Source organism: Nonomuraea typhae, assembly GCF_009760925.1.
Classification (GTDB): domain Bacteria; phylum Actinomycetota; class Actinomycetes; order Streptosporangiales; family Streptosporangiaceae; genus Nonomuraea; species Nonomuraea typhae.
Window position 1 is genome coordinate 606,738 of sequence record NZ_VRLV01000004.1, and the last position, 16,700, is coordinate 623,437.

Here is a 16,700-nt window from a genome sequence, read left to right on the forward strand (position 1 = left end):
CTTCGCCCAGCGCCTTTGCCCTTGGCTAGACCGGGTATGGGACTTCGTGTTCCCCAACGCCTTCTTCCATACTCAGGATCTCGGCAACCGTGGCGTGGACGTGCTCGCCATCCAGCACCTTCTCGCCCTGAGCGGCCCGGACGGGATCTTCGGCGCCACGACCAGATCGGCGGTCATGGCCTTCCAGCGATCGAAGGGCCTGGCGGCCGACGGCATCGCCGGCCCGCTGACGTGGCGCGCGCTGACGCCTCTGCTGCGGGAGGGCGCGTCGGGTACGGCGGTGCGCGCGCTCCAGGCCCAGCTCAACGCCAAGCGCCGGCTCTCCCTGCCGGTGGACGGCCGGTTCACCGCCGAGGTCGGCCAGGCGGTCCGCGCCTTCCAGGCGCACGCGGGGATCGGCGCCGACGCCGTCGCCGGCCCGATCACCTGGCGGAACCTCGTCTGGCACTACGCCTATCCCGCGCCGGCCGGCATGTGCGACAAGGACCCCGATGGGAACGGCCCGGCCAACTGGGGCACCGGCGCGGCGATCGGGCAGCTCGAGGCCGCCGTCCGCGCGTTCGCCACGGGCACGGTGCCGCTGGGCGACGTGGGCTTCGAGCACGGCGGGCCCATCCCGGGCCACGCCAGTCATCAGGCCGGGCTCGACGTCGATCTGTGGCCGATCCGCTCGGACAACGCCCAATGTACGGCGGAGCGGATCACCTGGCGCTCGGCCGACTACGACCGCGACGCCACGCGGCGGCTGGCGCAGGCCGTGCGCGCGACGGCGCCCGGGCACGTCAAGTACATCTGGTTCAACGACCCGGTGCTGATCCAGGAGGGCCTGACCGACCACTGGCCCAACCACGACAACCACCTGCACGTCCGCTACTGCGAGGCGGGCCACCCGGACGCCGCCTACCTGTGCGGCGCGGCGCACGCGTGAGGGCCGGTCCCGCGCGGGGACCGGCCCTCGCTCAGAGGATCAGCCGAGGCCGTTCTTGAGCGCGGTGATCAGCTCACCGTTGGTGGTGTCGCCGCTGAGCTCCCAGAAGAACGCGCCGCCGAGGCCCTGGTTCTTCGAGTAGGTCATCTTGCCGCCGATGGTGGCCGGTGTGTCGTAGCTCCACCAGTTGTTGCCGCAGTGGGCGTAGGCCGTGCCGGCGACCGTGCCCGTCGCCGGGCACTTGGTCTTGAGGACCTTGTAGTCGTCGATGCCGGGTGAGTCGGGATAGGTGCCCTGAGCCGGTCCTGTAGCTGTGCCGCCTGGGGCGGACTGGGTGACGCCGGTCCAGCCGCGTCCGTAGAAGCCGATGCCGAGCAGCAGCTTCTTCGCGTCGATGTTCTTGCTCTTCAGCTTCTGGATGGCGTTGTCGGAGTAGAAGCCCGCGATCGGGATTCCGGTGTAGGAGGTGAGCGGGGAGTGCGGAGCCGTCGGGCCCTGCGCCGCCCAGGCGCCGAAGAAGTCGTAGGTCATGACGTTGTACCAGTCGACGTACTGCGCGGCGCCGCCGTAGTCGGCCGCGTCGATCTTGCCGCCGCTGGTGCCGTCGGCGGTGATGGCCGCGGTGACCAGGTTGTTGGGGCCGAAGCGGTTGCGCACGGCCTGCATCACGTTCTTGAAGGACGCGAAGCCGCTGGTGTCACAGGTCAGGCCGCAGGCGTTGGGGTACTCCCAGTCGATGTCGATGCCGTCGAAGACGTCGGCCCAGCGCGGGTCCTCCACCATCTTGTAGCAGGACTCGGCGAAGGCGGTGGGGTTGGCCGCGGCCTGGGTGAAGCCGCCGGACCAGGTCCAGCCGCCGATGGAGAAGAGGATCTTGAGGTTCGGGTACTTCTTCTTGAGCTTGCGCAACTGGTTGAAGTTGCCGCGCAGCGGCTGGTCCCACGTGTCGGCGACGCCGTCGACGCTCTGGTCGGCGGTGTAGGACTTCTCGTAGTCGGCGAAGGAGTCGCCGATGGTGCACCTGCCGCCCGTGGTGTTGGCGAAGGCGTAGTTGATGTGGGTCAGCTTGGCGGCCGAGCCGCTGGTGTCGATGTTCTTGACGTGGTAGTTGCGGGCGTAGACGCCCCACTGAACGAAGTAGCCGAGGACCTTGTTGCCGCCGCCTCCGGGGCCGCCGGTGGTGGTGGCGGAGACCTCGTTGCTGTCGCCCGAGCGGTTGCCGGCGGCGTCGCGGGCGCGCACGGTGTAGGTGAAGGTGGTGTTGGAGGCGAGCCCGGCGTCGGTGTGGGTGGTGCCGGTCACGGTGGTGACCAGGGTGCCGCCGCGGTAGATCTCGTAGCCGGTGACGCCGACGTTGTCGGTGGAGGCGTTCCAGGCGAGCGAGACGCTGTTGGAGGTGACGCCGGTCGAGCGCAGGTTGGCCGGCACGGTGGGCGCCTGGGTGTCACCGCCGCCGCCCGAGGTGGTCGCGCTGACCGCCGTGCTGTGGGCGGAGAGGTTGCCAGCGGCGTCGCGGGCGCGCACGGTGTAGCTGTAGGTGGTGCTCGCACTGAGCCCGCTGTCGGTGTGGGTGGTGCCGGTCACGGTGGTGACGAGGGTGCCGCCGCGGTAGATCTCGTAGCCGCTGACCCCGACGTTGTCGGTGGAGGCGTTCCAGGCGAGCGAGACGCTGCTGGAGGTGACGCCGGTCGAGCGGACGTTGCCGGGTACCGAGGGCGCCTGGGTGTCCGGGCCGCCGCCGCCCGTGGTCCGCCACAGGGCGCCGACGTTCGGCGGTTCCCAGCCGGGCTGGGAGGTGTGGCTCTGCCGGCATTCGTACTCGACGCCTTGGTAGGTGACCCGGGTGCCCGCGGTGTAGGCGGTCCACGGGGCCCATTCGGCGAAGGCCACCTGGTTGCTGGCGGCGCTGTAGGCCGTGGTCGGGGCGGCGACGGCTGCGCCGAAGGGCAGGAGTAAGGCCGTCAGGACTGCGAGTGCCTTGCGATGTTTCATGGGCTTCGACATCCGATGTTTGGGGGGTGGGATGAAGAGAGGCTTTAAGGAACTCTTAGGAAAGTTTCCTTTTAATTACTTCGAGACGTTAACCTCTGCCTGCGGAGTCGTCAATATGTAAACCAGGGCGCGCAATCTGGCACCAGGTCGATGAGATATGCACATCCGGTGGTGACGACGGCCTATAGGACCGTCCAGCCGGCGCGCCTACCGTCAGGTCATGTTCCCCAGACGCATGGCAACGATGCTCGGCGCGGCCCTGCTGGTCGTGCCCCTGATGAGCGCGCCCGCGCAGGCGGCGGGCTTCTACGACTGCAGGAACGGCTCGCGCGTACCCGATCCGTCCGGCCAGGGCTACGCGCTGGGCGGACGGATCTGCGGCGGGTCCGGGATCTTCGACGTCGACGTCTGGATCAAGGAGGGTTCCGCCGCCGGCGTCTACCGGTGTGGCTCGGCGATCTTCTTCCTTGCGACCACCAACCTGGCCGCGGTCAGGTGCCGGCTGACGTGAGGACGCAGTTGTCGGCGCCGAGCATGCTGTTCCACAGGAACGTCCACCCGCACGAGTAGTCCCCCGCCGCGTAACCGAAGCGGATGGTGACCGTCGTGCCGCTGTGGCCGTCGCAGCCGCTGCCGTTCACCTGGTAGTACCCGCCGGTGGTGGGCGTGCGGCCGCCGGAGAAGCAGACGGCGTCGCTCGCCGCCGCGTGGGCGGGAGCGGACAGTGACGCGGTGAGGAGCGCCGCGCTCAGTGCGACCGTCAGGCTCGATGTTCTCATGGTGCTCCTTTCCTCGGACACGGTGATCCGGTACGGCTACCGCGCGGGAAGCCCCAGCTTCTCCCTGATGGCGGCCTGGACCTCGTCGACCGATCGGCTGGCATCGACGGTGAAGACGTACTCCTTGCGGCGCAACAGGTCAAGGATGGGGTTCGTCTTCTCGTGGTAGATGCGCAGCCGCTCGGCCAGGGCCTCCTCGGTGTCGTCGGCCCGCCGTACCAGCTCGTGACCGCAGACCTCGCAGACGCCCTCTTCGGCGGGGCGGTCGTAGATGAGGTTGTAGTCCATGCCGCAGCCGGGGCACAGCCGCCGCGCCAGCACCCGGCGCCGGACCTCCTCGTCGGGCAGGTCCAGGTGGATGACGCCGTCGAGGTCGTAGGACTCCAGGAAGAACTCGGCCTGGCGGCGGTTGCGGGGGAAGCCGTCGATGATGAAGCCGTAGTTCCAGTCGTGCTGGTCCAGCCGGTCGCGCACGACCTTCTCCACGTGGTCGTCGCCGATCAGCTCACCGGCGGCCATGGTGCGCCGGACCAGCGCGCCGAGCTTGGTGTGCTGCTGCACGTGCCAGCGGAAGATGTCGCCGACGTTGATGTGGACGAGTTCGTAGCCCTTGGCCAGCAGGGCGCTCTGGGTCCCCTTGCCGCTGCCCTGGACGCCGATGATGATGTATTTCCGCATGATCCGATCAAAGCAGCTCGGCCGCGAACCCTGACGGACGGTGAGTCTTCGCTAACCTTCCGTGCCGCATCGCCCGCCGCCTCACCGACGACCACGGTCATGAGGTGCAGGTGTGGCTGCGCGCCGGGGTGACCGTCCAGCCGCCGTGGTCGGCCGAGGCGTGCTGTCCCGGGTGCGGGGCCTACCACGCCACCTCGTTCCCGTCCGGCTGGCACCCCGGCCTGCGGGTCCCGGCGCCGATCCCGGCACCGGACCCGGCCCCGCCCGAGGGGGAGGAGCGCCTGCGCCGCCCCGGGCGGCTGCTCGTGGCGATCGGGGCGCCGGCGCTGGCCTTCGTCGCCTACGAGATCTGGGCGCTGTACGCCACCGCCGCCCGTCCCCACTAGGGGACGTCACCGGGCCGGTCGACGATGCCGGCCGCCAGGAACACATCGGCGAAGACCGCGCCCTCCTGCGTCGTGGTCCGGCCGTCCGCGGGCTGGACGTTCAGAGTCTTGGTGTACTGCCACTGCCCGGGCCGGGGCTCCGGCGCGGCCGCCCGCTTCTCGACGGTCCTGGCCGCCCGCTCCAGGACGGTCTCCGAGTTCAGAAGGACCGTCTCCACGGCGGGCAGGGGCCGCACCTCCGGCGCCCGGCTCGTCGAGGCGACGATCACCACGGTCACCGCCGCCACGGCCGTGACCAGAAGGGACGGCACGATCACGGGCCACCGCCGGCGCCGGGTCGCGCGGCGGCGCAGCCCGCGCAGCCGGTCGGCGTCCGGTAGCGGCGCGTCCGCCCGGAGCTCGGCGAGGATCTTCAGGTCATCCACGGTCTGCCTCCTTGATGGCCGACGGGTCGACGCCGCCCAGCGCCGCGCGCGTCTTCTTCCTGGCGCGATGCAGCCGCGAGCGGACCGTGCCGATGGGGATGCCCAGGGCCAGCGCCACCTCCTCGTAGTTGAAATCCGCCCAGGCGATCATCAGCAGGACTTCACGGTCCTCCGGCGACAACACCGCGAGCGCCTCCGCGAGCTCGCGCTGCGCCGCCGACGCCGACACCCGCGCCTCGACCCGGTCGGCGTAGCTCTCCGCCACCTCGTCCACGCCGGTCCTCGCCAGCGCGAGGTAGAAGCGCTGTTCCGTACGGCGGTGCTTGCCGATCAGGTTGGCGGCGATGCCGGCGGGGTCGCTCCCGGATCGCCGGATCAGTTCCGCGTCGTCCAGGCCCACGTCAGGGGTCAAGCGTGCGCTCCGTTCCTCGGTGCCGTCACCCGCTTTCACCCGAAGCGCCGGATCGGGTTCTCGCCATCCGCCGCAGGAGGTTGGCCGTGGCGGTCCGGATGCGCGCGTCGGTCAGCAACGCCGGGGTCCAGCCCAGCGTTCCGGCGTTGAACACCCAGGCCCCGCTGGGCGCCTGGTACAGGCTGGTGCGCTGGATCGTGGTCCCCTGGGTCGTGGCGACCGGCGACTCCGACAGGAACCAGGCCCTGGCCGCGTCCGGCCGAGGCGTGCCGGGCGCCAGGCCGTCGGCCTCACCGGCGACGAGGCCGGGCAGGGCGTCGCCGTCGCGCACGCCCGTACCGCGCCAGAACCAGTGCCGCGGGTCGCGGACGATCAACGGCGCCGGGCTGGTGACGATGCCCAGATACTGCGTGCCCAGCAGGCGCTGCTCGGCGTGCTCGCCCTGGTCGCCCAGAGCGCGCCAGGTGTTGGTGGAGAGCTCGTCCTGAGGGTCGGGATCGGTTTTGAAGCAGGTGAGGTCGGGCCGGTCCCCGCCGCTGAGGCGGACCCGCCAGTAGACGTTGTTGGCGGCCAGGAACGCCACGCTCACGCCGGTGTCCACCGCGCCCTCGACGGCGTCGCGCATGCGGCTGGACCAGTATTCGTCGTGCCCGCAGAAGACCAGCGCCCGATGCCTGGCCGGCCGTACCCGGCCCGCGTCGAGGTCGGTGCCGGCGGCGTAGGACACGTCGAGGCCCATGGCCTCACTCCACCTGACGAAGGCCAGGTCCAGGTGGAATCCCGACGGCAGCCCGTGCCAGGCGAAGGGCCGTTCGAAGGAGACGGTCCTGGCCCTGGCCGGGTAGTGCATGACGTAGTTCTTCCCCGGCACGGCCTTGGCCTGGTAGACGCCGCCGTCCGGGGCGGGCTGGCCGAGCCGGGCCGTGTCGGAGGCCGGCACGTAGCCGTAGTAGAGGCTGGCCCCGAGGCTGCCGTCGGCGGGGAACAGGTTGTACGCCTGGTAGGTGGTGAAGGGCAGGATCACCAGGAGGGCGCTCTTCGCCCGGTCGTCGCGCACCACGAAAGGAGCCTGCCCCCGGCGGCCGTGCGCGTCCACGAACGAGGCGATGTACAGCCCCGACGTCCACGAGCGCGGGACGGTGAACCGCCAGGACGGCTTCCACCCGCACCGGATGACGCCGTGCTCGCCCTGCCGGGGGATCGGCTGCGGAACCCCGCGCAGCACGGGGCTCCGCACCATGAACCGCGCTCCCGCGCCCGCGTAGTGGCCGATCCGGTGCACCTCGACGCGGAACGGCATCGCCCGCGAACCGGTCGAGACGTGGAAGGCGATGGACTCGCCCAGGTTGACGCTGGGGGAGGAGGGATACCCCTGGATGTCCCGCAGGTCGTCGAAGGAGCGGAGGCGGCCGCCGTTCCAGCCGGGATCGCCCTGGTGCCGGTTCTCCTCCTTCACGGGCGCGGGTTCGCCCGGGCCGGGTGCGACCGGCGGAAGGGCGAGGCTGCCGATCGCCGCCAGCCCGCCGTGCAGCGCGGTGCGGCGGCTCAGATCTTGTGTCCCCATTTCCCCATGATCATCGGGAAATGGGGATTCGGCCGGTCAGCGGGGCTCTGACAGGGGCAAAGCTCCCCTCAAGAGTCCGGAAGCGCCCGGTCTGACCGGTCGCCGAGTCAGCCCTCGAAGCGGATCGTCGCCCCCTTGCCGGTGATCGACAGGACGCGGTAGTCGAGGCTGTTGAGCCGGCCCCGGCCGCCCTCGCTGATCGTCCCGGTGAGGCCGGGCGCCTCCACGCGCACCAGGTACTGGCTGAACGTGCTGCTCCAGACCCTGGAGACGCGCAGGCGGCCCAGGCGGTAGCGTGGAGCGACGCGGAAGCTCACCGCCTTCGTGATCGTGATCTTGCACTTTCCGTCGTAGCAGGCGCGGAGGTTCGGCTTGGCCGCGGCGCTCGCCGGAGCGGTGACGGCGAACGGCGTCGCGACCATGACGGCGGCGAGGGCTACGGCGGTGAAGGTCGTACGGCGCATGGCATCCCTTTCAGCGGTATTCGGCATCGTCAGCCCCGATGATGCACCGCCCCGGCTGGGACCGGTCCCGGCGCCGCGATGCTAAGACGGCACCGGCACGATTCCGGCGTTCGGAGGGACCTGGCGTGGATTCCACGGTCGATTGGTTCGCGTCACCACCCGAGGTGATGCGGCAACTGCCCGGCTACCGGATTCTCCGGATCATCTCCCAGACCGCGATGAGCTCGGTCTACCTCGCCGAGGACCGCACGCTTCCGCGCCGGGTGGTGCTGAAGGTCATGAACCCGAACCTGGCCGGGGACCCGGGCTTCCGCCGGCGGTTCACGCGCGAGGTGGGCATCGCGGCCGGGCTCGACCACCCGAACATCGTCCCCGTGTACGCCAGCGGCGACGTCAACGGGACGGTCTACCTCGTGCTGCGCCACGTGAACGGCGGGGACCTCGGCCAGGTGATCCGCGACCAGGGCCGGCTCGGCCTGGCGCGCGCGGGACGCATCGTCGGCCAGGTCGCCGCGGCGCTGGACGCCGCCCACGAGGCCGGCCTGGTGCACCGGGACGTCAAGCCGGGCAACATCCTGATCGACACCGCCGACCACGTCTACCTGTGCGACTTCGGCATCGCGAAGGTCGAGTCGGCCGCCTCCCTCACGACCGCCGGCCAGTTCCTGGGGACGATGGACTACGCGGCGCCGGAGCAGTTCAGCTCGGGCCGCATCGATCGGCGGACCGACGTCTACGCCCTGGGCGCCGTCCTGTACCAGTGCCTGACCGGCGAGAAGCCGTTCCCGCACCGCGAGCCGTCCGCGGTGTTGTGGGCGCACCTGCACAAGGCGCCGCCGAAGGTCACGCACAGCCGGCCCGACCTGGCCCCGGCCATCGACGACGTGGTCGCGACCGCCATGGCCAAGCGGCCGGAGGAGCGCTTCGCCACCTGCGGCCACCTGGCCGCGGCCCTTCCCGGCCAGGCGGTGAGGGCCGCGGGCCCCGTGCGCGGGTTCACGCGCACGCACAAGCTGATCCTGGCGGCGCTCGCCGTCCTGGTCCTGGTCGCCGGGGCCGTCGCGCTGATGCGCCCGTGGGCGGCCGACCCCGCGACGCTGGCCCGCGTGCCGGCCGCGGTGCGCGGGGCGTGCGAGCGGGCCGGCGACGCGGCGGGCCCGCCGCTGCCGGCCGCGTCGCTGAGCTGCCGGGCGTCGGGTCAGGTCGTCCTGGTCGGGCTGTACGACTCCGACGCCGGCCTGGCCAGGGCCTACGACCAGGCCCTGCGCGAGGCGAACGTGCGCAGGGAACAGGGCGACTGCTCCAACAAGTCGGGAGCCGAGCACCGCTACCCGAACGTCGGCGCCCCCCAGGGCCGGCTGCTGTGCTTCGAGCAGAACGCGGCGGCCTGGCTCGTATGGACCGACGACAGGCAGAAGACCCTGGCGCGGATGCGGGGCCGTACCGCGGACGTGCTCAAACTCCAGCAGGCGTGGGTCGCCTGGACCAAGGCGCCGGGCTTCCCCGCGAAACCGGAGCAGGAGATCATGAGCCTGGTCGGGCAGACGGACTGCAAGCGCGCCGAGGCCGGGACGCTGGACCAGTTCCGCGACGTCGTCGCCGGCGTGGTCTGCACGCCGACCGACCAGGGTGTGGACGACGTCGCCTACTACCGTTTCGCCAGCCTGGACGGGCTGCGCCGCAGCCACGCCGGTCAGGTCGCCAGGATCAAAGCGCCGAAGAAGTACTGCGTGAACGAGAAGCCCGCGAAGTTCCTGGGCCACTCCACCTACGACAACAAGAGCGTCCGCCTCGGCGAGGTCCTCTGCCACAAGCAGGGCACGCCGGTCGTCGAGTGGACCGTCGAACCGCTGCTCCTGATGGGCCAGGCCACCGGCAAGGACGCCGAGGACCTCGGCACGTGGTGGGAGGAGTCCCGCGACCCCTCCTCCGCAACGGTGATCAAGGCGGCCAACGCCCAGGCCACGCCGCCCTTCCCGACCGAGGAGGAGCAGGCCCTGCTCGCCCGCGTCCCCGAGGCGTCCAAGGTCAACTGCCTGAGGCCGACCCCGGAACAGGTCAAGAGCAACGTGCGCGAAGCGAAGGTGATCGCGGTGGCGTGCGGCCCCACGGCCGGCGCGGGCGTCGTCTTCTACTACCAGTACGGCGACGCCGCCACGATGCGGCGGAACTACGCGGCGGACGCCCCCGACGGCGGCCCGTGCGACAGGGGCTCGCGGACCTTCCGCGGCGACGGCCCGTACACGATCGGGGGCAAGGTCGCCGGCCACCTCCTGTGCGGCGAGAGCGGCTCCGGCGAGACGTACCTCTCGTGGACCAACGAAAAGCTGAAGATCCAGGTGTTCGCGTTCAACACCCTGGAGCGCGGCGTTCTGCTCGATTGGTGGAGAAAGGAAGCAGGACCGATCTCCTGAACCAAGGCGCTGACTTCCCGGTACATCGCTCGGTAAAGTGCGCAGTGTTCCGTCCCCGCCGAAGGGAACCACGGTGCGTCTGGGCATGTCGGTCGGCGGTCGCTACCGGCTCACCAAAGGTCCCATCCGCAGCCGGACCAGCGAGGTCTGGCTGGCCCGCGACGAGAAGCTGGGCCGCGGCGTCGTCCTGAAACGCATGCTGACCGGCCACGACAGCGTCCGCGGCTTCAGCGCGCTGCAGGCCGAGGCCCGCGCGCTGGCCCGGTTCAACCATCCGCACATCGTCACGCTGTTCGACGCCGTCCAGGCCGGACGCGGGCGCAGGGCCACGTCCTGGCTGGTCATGGAGCACGTCTCCGGCGGCAGCCTGTACGGCAGGCCGGCCGTACCCCCCGAGGTCGCGGCGAGCGTCGGCGCGCAGGTTGCCGGCGCCCTGGTGGTCCTGCACGCCGAGGGCATCGTCCACGGCGACATCAAGCCCGGCAACGTCGTGGTGACCGGCGACGGCACGGTCAAGCTCGCCGACTTCGGCGCCGCCTACCGCGTCGGCGGCCAGGAGACCATCACCCCGAACAACGCCATCAGCTACACGCCCGACTACGCCGCCCCCGAGGTCATCCGCGGCCGGCTGGTGCGGGGCTCGGACGTGTTCTCCCTCGGCGCGATGCTCTACGCGCTCGTCGCGGGCTCGCCGCCGCGGCGGGGGAGCGGCTCGCTCGCGGCGCAGGGGCGCGTCACGCTCGAGGCCGATCTCGGCGTGCTGGACGGCGTCGTGCGCGCGATGCTCAGCAAGGATCCCGAGGATCGCCCGGTCGCCGCGGAGGTCGTGCGCCGGATGACGGAGATCGCCGGCGACACGACGGCGGCCGCCCTCGCCCGCGACACGGACGACTTCTGGACGGCCGGGGAGGCCGTCGCCGGGCCCGGCAGCGTCCTTGTCGCCGCCGTCAGGAACCACCCGCGGGCGACCGGCGTGACCGTCGGGGCCCTGGTGGTGGTGGCGGTGGTCCTGTCCATCGCCCAGCCCCGCCCGGAGCCCGGCAAGGGCGGCCGCCCCGGGGCGGAGGCGCAGAAGGCCGGGTCCGTCATCGGCGACCCCCGGACGATCGACCCGTGCGCGCTGACCGACGCCGCCGCGCTCGGCGGGTTCGGCGACACCCAGCTGGACCCTTCCTACGGCGGCTTCGACCGGTGCGACGTGCTGGTGGATCCGCCGGACGGCGACGTCGTGGACGTCAACGTGGACTTCAACCGCGACCCGGACACCGAGCAGCCGTCGCCCGTGCGGGCGGTGGGCCGGGTCCGCATCGTGGAACACCGGCCCGAGAGCGACTCGTGCCAGCGGACGTTGCTGCTGGACGGGGATCGTGACCTCAACGTCCTGGTCACCGCCAAACGCGAGGAGGGCGGCAGGGACGCGCTGTGCGCCATGGCCGACGTCGCCACCGGCAGCGCCGTGGCCGTGCTGAACCGGGGCCCGCTGCCCCGCCGTACGATCCCTCCGCGGTCGCTCGCGCACAAGGACGCCTGCGCGCTGCTGCCCGCCCGCGCGCTCGAGGTCATCCCCGGCATCGACGCCAACAGCCCGGAAGCCGGGTTCGGCAGCTGGCAGTGCGCGTGGGAGAGCACGACCAGCAAGCTCTGGCTCGACGTCCGCTTCGACCAGGGCCGGCCGCCGAACGCCGCGGACGGTTCGGCCACCCGGCTCAACGGGTATCGCGCCTACCTGTTCCCCGATGACGGCGACTGCCTGGGCCAGCTGGTCTACCGCACCTACACCAACCGCATCGGCCGGATGGCGGAGACCCTCAACGTCCGCGTCACCGGCTCGGGCTCCGCCGATCGGCTCTGCGGGCTGGCCAGAAGGCTCACCGGGTCCGCGGCGGTGAGTCTCGGGACGGGTCCCGAAACGGGCAATGGATCCTGAAGGCGCGGGCCGTCCGGTGCCCGTGATCTTCGAAGGAGACTCGCGATGTCTTTCCCCGACACCCTCGCCCGTGGCGTCTCGCCTTCTCCTGCCGGCACCCTGCACGCCCGCTCCGTCACCGGCGGCGTCCGGGCGGCCCCGCGGCCGGGCGCGACCGTCAAGTTCGGCAGAGCCGGGAAACCGGAGGTGGACCTGGGCGTCGGTGAGGACGACCTGCACGTGAGCCGCCGGCACGGCGAGCTCACCTACCGCCGTCGGCAGTGGTGGCTGCGCAACATCGGCCAGCAGCTGGTACGGCTGCCGCGCGGCCGGCTCATGCACACCACGACCGACCCCATCCCGCTGGCCACCGGCTACACGCCCTTGTTCGTGAAGGGCTCCGGCTACCGCGAGCACCTGGTCGAGCTGTACGTGACCGGCGACGACGACGAGGGCCTGATCCCGCGCCGCCGGGCCGAGACGCTGCCGCCGAAGATCTGGCCGCTCGACGAGATGGAACGGATCCTTCTCATCGTCCTGGGCCGGCGGTATCTGCTGTACGAGGAGAACCCGCGCCCTCTGACCTACCGGCAGGCCGCCGAGTACCTCACCTCCATCCGGCCGGAGGAGAACTGGACCGAGCGCAAGATCGAGGCGAGGGTGGAGACCGTGCGGCGCACTCTGAACAAGATGGCGTTCCCGTATCCGCTGACCCACGACATGGGGATGGGGCGGCCCAGCGACAACAGCCTCCTGCACAACCTGCTGAGGGGGCTGGTCGACTCCACGACGCTCGTGCCGCCGGACCTCGAACGGGTGGAGGACGAACGGGTGGAGGACGATCGTCACGACTGACCGCGCTCCCGCAGGGCTTCGACGAGGGCGGCCGTTGAGCCTGCCCCTGTCCCATGGCCGAAGAGCCTTGTCCGGCCGCGTCGCCGCAGGTCGGAGTCCTGTCAGGTGTCCCACGGTGTCCCATCGGCGTCGTCATGGCGAGGCCGTTCGGCTGTGATGGTGTCACGCCCCCGGGGGAACCGGGGAGCGGACCAGACCAGGAGGAACCGTGATGCAGTCCCGTATGAAGAACCCCGCCTACGTCCTGCCCGGCGCGATGCAGCCGATCCAGGACATCTTCAAGGCCGTGCACGCCGGTGGCGTGGACGGGCAGACGCTGGAGCTCGTGCACCTGCGGGTCAGCCAGATCAACGGGTGCAGCGCCTGCGTCGACGGCGGCGCCAAGACGGCCCGCAAGGCCGGGGTGAGCGACGAGCGGCTGGCCACCGTCGCGGCCTGGCGGGAGGCGCCGTACTTCTCCGACGAGGAGCGGGCGGCGCTGGCGCTGGCCGAGGCGGCGACCAGGCTGGCCGACCGGGCCGACGCGGTGAGCGACGAGGTGTGGGACACGGCCGCCACGTACTTCGACGAGAAGCAACTGGCCGCGATCGTGATGATGATCGGCGTCACCAACCTGTTCAACCGCCTGAACGCCACCACCCGGCAGATCGCCGGCGCCTGGGGCTGACCGGCCTCAGCCGGGCGGGACGCGGTACACGGACACGTGGGAACTCGATTCGGCGGTGAACTCGGCACCGGACCAGTCCGCGTGCCGGGTCTCCAGCTCGAACCCGGCCAGCTGGGCCATGAGGTCGAGCTCGGCCGGCCAGATGTAGCGGTGCGGGCTGCGGAACAGCTCGGCCTGCTTGCCCTCGCCGAACCTGAAGTGATGGGACACCACGTGCTGACGCAGCACGTCGTAGGTGTCCAAGCCGATGTAGCCGGGCTCGCACTGCCAGACGGTGGCCCGCCGGCCCGGTGGCAGCCTGCGCAGTTCGGGCACCCAGAGCTCGATCACGAACCGCCCGCCGGGCAGCAGGTGGCGGGCGGCGTTGCGGAAGCAGGCGACCTGCTCCGCCTGGGTAAGGAGATTGGAGATTGTGTTGTAGACCAGGTAGACCAGCGCGTACTTCCCCGGGGCGAGCGCGGTCGCCATGTCACCGGCGATCACGGGGATGGCCGACTCGTCCGCCTTCGTACGTAGCCGGTCGATCATGGCGGGCGACAGCTCGATGCCGGTGACGGGCACTCCCCGCGCCGCGAGCGGCACGGCCACGCGCCCGGTTCCGATGGCGAACTCGAGCGCGGGGCCGCCACCGGCGAGCTCGGCCAGGCGGTCCACGGCCGGTCCCAGGGTCTCGGGCGCGAACATGCCCACGCCCGGGGTGTCATAGTGCTGGGCGGCGTCGAAGTCCCAGATGTCCTCCTGCTGCATGCCGTCAACGATGGTCATGGACCTCCGGGTTGTCCATCGAATTGCGCCGTGCGGACGATCTTCAGAACGCGCTCATGCCCACGGGCACGCCGGCGTCCACGGCGGCCCGGATGACCGGCTCGGCGTCGTCCGGGCGGCGCCCGCCGTACAGCTCGATGAGCTGCAGCCCGCCGGCCATCTCGGCGGCCACCTCGGCCGCGGTGGCGAGGTCGGGCACCGCCACGAGGGTGGTGCGGCCGCCCTCGTCCCGGTGGCGCACCACGCGGTCGGAGCCGGGGTCGGCGCCCTCGTGCACGATGAGGAACGCCTCGGCCAGGACCTCGCCCGCCTCGAAACGCGCCTTGTAGGAGGCGATGGAGGCCAGGGACTCGAAGCCGTAGTAGATCGCGCCGACCGGGGCCCTCTCGCCCAGGACGCGACGCGCCTCGGCCTGCCACACGGCCCCGAATCCGCCGCACAGCTCGAACCGGTCGGCGCCCTCGTCGGCCAGTTGTCTCACCAGGCCGGCCAGCTGTCCGGGTTCCGGGACGGCGCGGACCCGGGTCCGGCCGTGCTCGTTGTCGATCACCAGGACGTCGGCCTGCGGGTCCGCCCCGGCCTCTTCGTAAATGATCACTCGGTCCTTGCTCATGGTCCTGCTCCCTTCGAGGTGTCTGAGAGCAGCTTGCTACCTCAACCAATATTGAGGTCAAGGAATGCCGGTCAGGACCAGACGCCCGTGGCCGCCGTCCGGCGCGCGTAGTCGCGGAACCCGGCCGGCTCCCGGCCCAGCGCCTTCTGCACGCCGTCGCCGAGTCCCGTGACCAGCCCGGCGCGGATCAGGGCGAACATCGTGTCCAGGGTGCTCACCACCTCCTCCGGGTAGTCCAGCGCCGTCAGCTCCGCCCGGTAGCCCTCCGGGGTCAGTTCCTCGAAGCGGACCGGCCGTCCCGCCGCCGCGCCGATGATCTCCGCGGCCTCGGCGAAGGTGAGGCCCTCCGGCCCGGACACCTCGTAGACCTGCCCGGGCTCGCCGCCGCCGGTCAGCAGTTCCACGGCCACCGCGGCCACGTCCTCGATGTCGATGAACGGCTCGGTCATCGCCCCGACCGGCAGGGCCAGCCGTCCCTGGCGCACCGGCTCCAGCCAGAGGTCCTCGCTGAAGTTCTGGTGGAAGTTGTTCGCCCGGATGACCGTCCACTCGGCGCCGGTCTCGCGCACCGCCGCCTCGGCCGTCTTCATGCCCTCGCCGAAGCCGTTGGTCACCTTGTCCATGTTGCGCCCGGACAACACCACGAACCTGCCCACGCCCGCCTGCTCGGCCTGCCGTACGAAGGCGTGGACGGGGGCGGGGTCGTCGGGTGCGATGAGATACACCGCGCCCGCGCCCGCCACGGCGGGCGCCCACGTCTCGGGGCGGGTCCAGTCGAAGAGCGTCTCACCGGAACGCGAGGCCGCGCGCACCTTGTGGCCCTTCGCGCGCAACTGCGGGACAATCCTGCGACCGGTCTTGCCGGTCGCGCCAAGTACCAGGATCTCGTTCATGCGACCAGTCAATACGGACAGGTCAGTGCGGGGCATCGGTGAGCGTCCGCGGTCCATAGGCGATCGTCTGCGCGCCTATCGTGGGGGCGTGGACCTCTACGATGACCTGCTGCGTGGTGTGCGCGGCGACTCCGCGATCTTCGACCGTTCCGTTCTGGCGCCGCCGTGGGAGATGTCCTTCGCCGAGGGCTCCTCGCTCACCCTGTGCTCGCCGCTGCGAGGTACGGCCCGCCTCACGCGTGGCGACGACACGCGGGTGATCCAGGTGGGGGAGACCGCGATCATGCGCGGCCCGGAGCCGTTCACGGCCGGCGGGGAGCCCGGCGGCGATGAGGAGACCGTGCTCCTGGTGGGCACCTACCGGTTGCGCGGCGAGCTGCCCCGGCGGCTGCTGTCGGTGTTGCCGCCCGCCCTGGTGGTGCCCGACCAGCATGGCTGCGCCGCGATGCGGGACTTCCTGGAGGCACAGCTCACCGACGGCCGCCCCGGCCGCCAGATCGTGCTCGACCGCCTGCTCGACTGGCTGCTGGTGTGCACGTTGCGCGACTGGTTCGACCTGGAGGACGGCAACCGGCCCGGGTGGTACCGCGCGCTCAGCGACGAGATCGCCGGACCGGTGCTGCGGGCCATGCACGCGGCGCCGGAGCAGGCGTGGACCCTGGCGTCGCTGGCCGCCGAGGCGGGGGTCTCGCGGACCACGCTGGCCAAGCACTTCACCGAGACGGTCGGGCGGCCGCCGATGGCCTATTTGACCGACTGGCGGATGGCCCGGGCCGCCGACCTGCTGGCGGGGGCGCATGAGACGACGGTCGCGACGGTGGCGCGGCGGGTGGGGTACGCGGACGCCTTCGGGTTCAGCTCGGCGTTCAAGCGGGTGCTGGGGGTCAGTCCGAGCGAGTACCGGCGGCTGAACGCGGACCCGGTCGACGGCGAGGCCCGTTTGCTAGACAGGTAATTAG

18 protein-coding genes are annotated in these 16,700 nt (G+C 71.3%); 8 read left to right on the forward strand and 10 right to left on the reverse strand.

Features of this window, described 5'->3' with window-relative positions; translation table 11 throughout:
• Window positions 1-46 precede the first annotated feature (46 nt).
• Window positions 47-928 (forward strand): penicillin-insensitive murein endopeptidase, encoded by an 882-nt coding sequence (locus tag FVE25_RS18795; protein ID WP_219825548.1) that lies wholly within the window; start codon window positions 47-49, stop codon window positions 926-928.
• 39 nt (window positions 929-967) lie between these two features.
• On the opposite strand, the gene FVE25_RS18800 is transcribed toward FVE25_RS18795, so the two are convergent.
• The gene (locus FVE25_RS18800; protein WP_219825549.1) at window positions 968-2,920 is read right to left on the reverse strand and encodes a glycosyl hydrolase family 18 protein; all 1,953 of its coding nucleotides are present in this window, start codon (window positions 2,918-2,920) and stop codon (window positions 968-970) included.
• Window positions 2,921-3,140: 220 nt separating this feature from the next.
• Here FVE25_RS18800 and FVE25_RS18805 point away from each other — a divergent pair, with 220 nt between their 5' ends.
• Complete coding sequence (locus FVE25_RS18805) at window positions 3,141-3,431, forward strand: hypothetical protein (RefSeq protein WP_157248248.1); 291 nt, start codon at window positions 3,141-3,143, stop codon at window positions 3,429-3,431.
• Here FVE25_RS18805 and FVE25_RS18810 read toward each other — a convergent pair.
• Window positions 3,412-3,699 (reverse strand): hypothetical protein, encoded by a 288-nt coding sequence (locus FVE25_RS18810; RefSeq protein ID WP_157248249.1) that lies wholly within the window; start codon window positions 3,697-3,699, stop codon window positions 3,412-3,414. The genes FVE25_RS18805 and FVE25_RS18810 overlap by 20 nt on opposite strands.
• Before the next feature lie 36 nt (window positions 3,700-3,735).
• Window positions 3,736-4,377 carry an adenylate kinase family protein gene (locus FVE25_RS18815; RefSeq protein WP_157248250.1) on the reverse strand — a complete coding sequence of 214 codons (642 nt, stop codon included), beginning with the start codon at window positions 4,375-4,377 and terminating at the stop codon, window positions 3,736-3,738.
• Window positions 4,378-4,481: 104 nt separating this feature from the next.
• Between FVE25_RS18815 and FVE25_RS18820 the strand changes: the two genes are divergently transcribed.
• Window positions 4,482-4,763 (forward strand): hypothetical protein, encoded by a 282-nt coding sequence (locus FVE25_RS18820; RefSeq protein WP_157248251.1) that lies wholly within the window; start codon window positions 4,482-4,484, stop codon window positions 4,761-4,763.
• Here the strand turns inward: FVE25_RS18820 and FVE25_RS18825 are convergent.
• The 4 genes from FVE25_RS18825 to FVE25_RS18840 all read right to left on the reverse strand — a co-directional run bounded on the left by FVE25_RS18825 (window position 4,760) and on the right by FVE25_RS18840 (window position 7,628).
• Window positions 4,760-5,188: a hypothetical protein gene (locus tag FVE25_RS18825; RefSeq protein ID WP_157248252.1), complete on the reverse strand. Its 429-nt coding sequence runs from the start codon at window positions 5,186-5,188 to the stop codon at window positions 4,760-4,762. The genes FVE25_RS18820 and FVE25_RS18825 overlap by 4 nt on opposite strands.
• A complete protein-coding gene (locus FVE25_RS18830; protein ID WP_246267149.1) occupies window positions 5,181-5,600 on the reverse strand; it encodes an RNA polymerase sigma factor in 420 nt (139 codons plus the stop codon). The genes FVE25_RS18825 and FVE25_RS18830 overlap by 8 nt, the downstream gene beginning before the upstream one ends.
• A gap of 25 nt (window positions 5,601-5,625) precedes the next feature.
• On the reverse strand, window positions 5,626-7,164 hold the full coding sequence (locus tag FVE25_RS18835; RefSeq protein WP_157248254.1) for a N,N-dimethylformamidase beta subunit family domain-containing protein: 1,539 nt from the start codon (window positions 7,162-7,164) through the stop codon (window positions 5,626-5,628).
• 107 nt (window positions 7,165-7,271) lie between these two features.
• Window positions 7,272-7,628, reverse strand: a complete 357-nt coding sequence (locus FVE25_RS18840; RefSeq protein WP_157248255.1) for a hypothetical protein — start codon at window positions 7,626-7,628, stop codon at window positions 7,272-7,274.
• A 125-nt stretch (window positions 7,629-7,753) separates the two neighbouring features.
• Here FVE25_RS18840 and FVE25_RS18845 point away from each other — a divergent pair, with 125 nt between their 5' ends.
• The 4 genes from FVE25_RS18845 (at window position 7,754) to FVE25_RS18860 (ending at window position 13,470) form a co-directional block, all read left to right on the forward strand.
• On the forward strand, window positions 7,754-10,042 hold the full coding sequence (locus FVE25_RS18845; protein ID WP_181019626.1) for a serine/threonine-protein kinase: 2,289 nt from the start codon (window positions 7,754-7,756) through the stop codon (window positions 10,040-10,042).
• Window positions 10,043-10,127: 85 nt separating this feature from the next.
• Window positions 10,128-11,969, forward strand: coding sequence for a serine/threonine-protein kinase (locus FVE25_RS18850; protein ID WP_181019627.1), 1,842 nt, complete (start codon window positions 10,128-10,130; stop codon window positions 11,967-11,969).
• A gap of 45 nt (window positions 11,970-12,014) precedes the next feature.
• Window positions 12,015-12,803, forward strand: coding sequence for an FHA domain-containing protein (locus FVE25_RS18855; protein WP_157248258.1), 789 nt, complete (start codon window positions 12,015-12,017; stop codon window positions 12,801-12,803).
• Window positions 12,804-13,014: 211 nt separating this feature from the next.
• The gene (locus FVE25_RS18860; RefSeq protein WP_157248391.1) at window positions 13,015-13,470 is read left to right on the forward strand and encodes a carboxymuconolactone decarboxylase family protein; all 456 of its coding nucleotides are present in this window, start codon (window positions 13,015-13,017) and stop codon (window positions 13,468-13,470) included.
• A 6-nt stretch (window positions 13,471-13,476) separates the two neighbouring features.
• On the opposite strand, the gene FVE25_RS18865 is transcribed toward FVE25_RS18860, so the two are convergent.
• The 3 genes from FVE25_RS18865 to FVE25_RS18875 form a co-directional block, all read right to left on the reverse strand.
• Window positions 13,477-14,235, reverse strand: a complete 759-nt coding sequence (locus tag FVE25_RS18865) for a class I SAM-dependent methyltransferase (RefSeq protein ID WP_246267151.1) — start codon at window positions 14,233-14,235, stop codon at window positions 13,477-13,479.
• A 43-nt stretch (window positions 14,236-14,278) separates the two neighbouring features.
• On the reverse strand, window positions 14,279-14,848 hold the full coding sequence (locus FVE25_RS18870) for a DUF6506 family protein (RefSeq protein ID WP_157248259.1): 570 nt from the start codon (window positions 14,846-14,848) through the stop codon (window positions 14,279-14,281).
• Between the two features lie 71 nt (window positions 14,849-14,919).
• Complete coding sequence (locus FVE25_RS18875) at window positions 14,920-15,741, reverse strand: SDR family oxidoreductase (protein ID WP_246267152.1); 822 nt, start codon at window positions 15,739-15,741, stop codon at window positions 14,920-14,922.
• A gap of 88 nt (window positions 15,742-15,829) precedes the next feature.
• Between FVE25_RS18875 and FVE25_RS18880 the strand changes: the two genes are divergently transcribed.
• The gene (locus FVE25_RS18880) at window positions 15,830-16,696 is read left to right on the forward strand and encodes an AraC family transcriptional regulator (protein ID WP_157248261.1); all 867 of its coding nucleotides are present in this window, start codon (window positions 15,830-15,832) and stop codon (window positions 16,694-16,696) included.
• The last annotated feature ends 4 nt before the right edge of the window (window positions 16,697-16,700 follow it).

Coding starts and splice junctions, on each gene's coding strand:
- FVE25_RS18800 (WP_219825549.1), bottom strand. CDS start 2,920: ATGAAACATCGCAAGGCACTCGCAGTCCTGACGGCCTTACTCCTGCCC.
- FVE25_RS18805 (WP_157248248.1), top strand. CDS start 3,141: ATGTTCCCCAGACGCATGGCAACGATGCTCGGCGCGGCCCTGCTGGTC.
- FVE25_RS18810 (WP_157248249.1), bottom strand. CDS start 3,699: ATGAGAACATCGAGCCTGACGGTCGCACTGAGCGCGGCGCTCCTCACC.
- FVE25_RS18815 (WP_157248250.1), bottom strand. CDS start 4,377: ATGCGGAAATACATCATCATCGGCGTCCAGGGCAGCGGCAAGGGGACC.
- FVE25_RS18835 (WP_157248254.1), bottom strand. CDS start 7,164: ATGGGGACACAAGATCTGAGCCGCCGCACCGCGCTGCACGGCGGGCTG.
- FVE25_RS18840 (WP_157248255.1), bottom strand. CDS start 7,628: ATGCGCCGTACGACCTTCACCGCCGTAGCCCTCGCCGCCGTCATGGTC.
- FVE25_RS18850 (WP_181019627.1), top strand. CDS start 10,128: ATGTCGGTCGGCGGTCGCTACCGGCTCACCAAAGGTCCCATCCGCAGC.
- FVE25_RS18855 (WP_157248258.1), top strand. CDS start 12,015: ATGTCTTTCCCCGACACCCTCGCCCGTGGCGTCTCGCCTTCTCCTGCC.
- FVE25_RS18860 (WP_157248391.1), top strand. CDS start 13,015: ATGCAGTCCCGTATGAAGAACCCCGCCTACGTCCTGCCCGGCGCGATG.
- FVE25_RS18865 (WP_246267151.1), bottom strand. CDS start 14,235: ATGACCATCGTTGACGGCATGCAGCAGGAGGACATCTGGGACTTCGAC.
- FVE25_RS18870 (WP_157248259.1), bottom strand. CDS start 14,848: ATGAGCAAGGACCGAGTGATCATTTACGAAGAGGCCGGGGCGGACCCG.
- FVE25_RS18875 (WP_246267152.1), bottom strand. CDS start 15,741: ATGAACGAGATCCTGGTACTTGGCGCGACCGGCAAGACCGGTCGCAGG.